The 250-nt window shown below is 33.2% G+C and carries 1 protein-coding gene; it reads left to right on the forward strand.

Features of this window, described 5'->3' with window-relative positions; genetic code table 11:
• Positions 1-62: 62 nt before the first annotated feature.
• The coding region (locus ACJDU8_RS25895; RefSeq protein ID WP_406795048.1) for a sigma factor at positions 63-250 on the forward strand (188 nt) is incomplete at its 3' end.

The following is a 250-nucleotide window of genomic DNA, read 5'->3' on the forward strand; positions in this document are numbered from 1 at the left end:
AACTATGGGTAGATGGATTAATAAAGCCATGAATAAAATTAACACTGTTATGGGTGATTTAAGTGACTAATGAGGAGTTGGTGAAATTATATCAAGTTGGGAATAAACATGCCATAAATGAGCTTGTAGAGTTTAATAAAGGCTTAGTATATAAACTTGCCAATAGGTTCTACACCGAAAAAACCAATTCTATAGATAAAGAGGATTTGGAGCAGGAAGGGTTTATTGGATTAATTGCTGCAGCAGATAA

Source organism: Candidatus Clostridium eludens (assembly GCF_045310515.1).
Taxonomy (GTDB): domain Bacteria; phylum Bacillota; class Clostridia; order Clostridiales; family Clostridiaceae; genus Clostridium_B; species Clostridium_B eludens.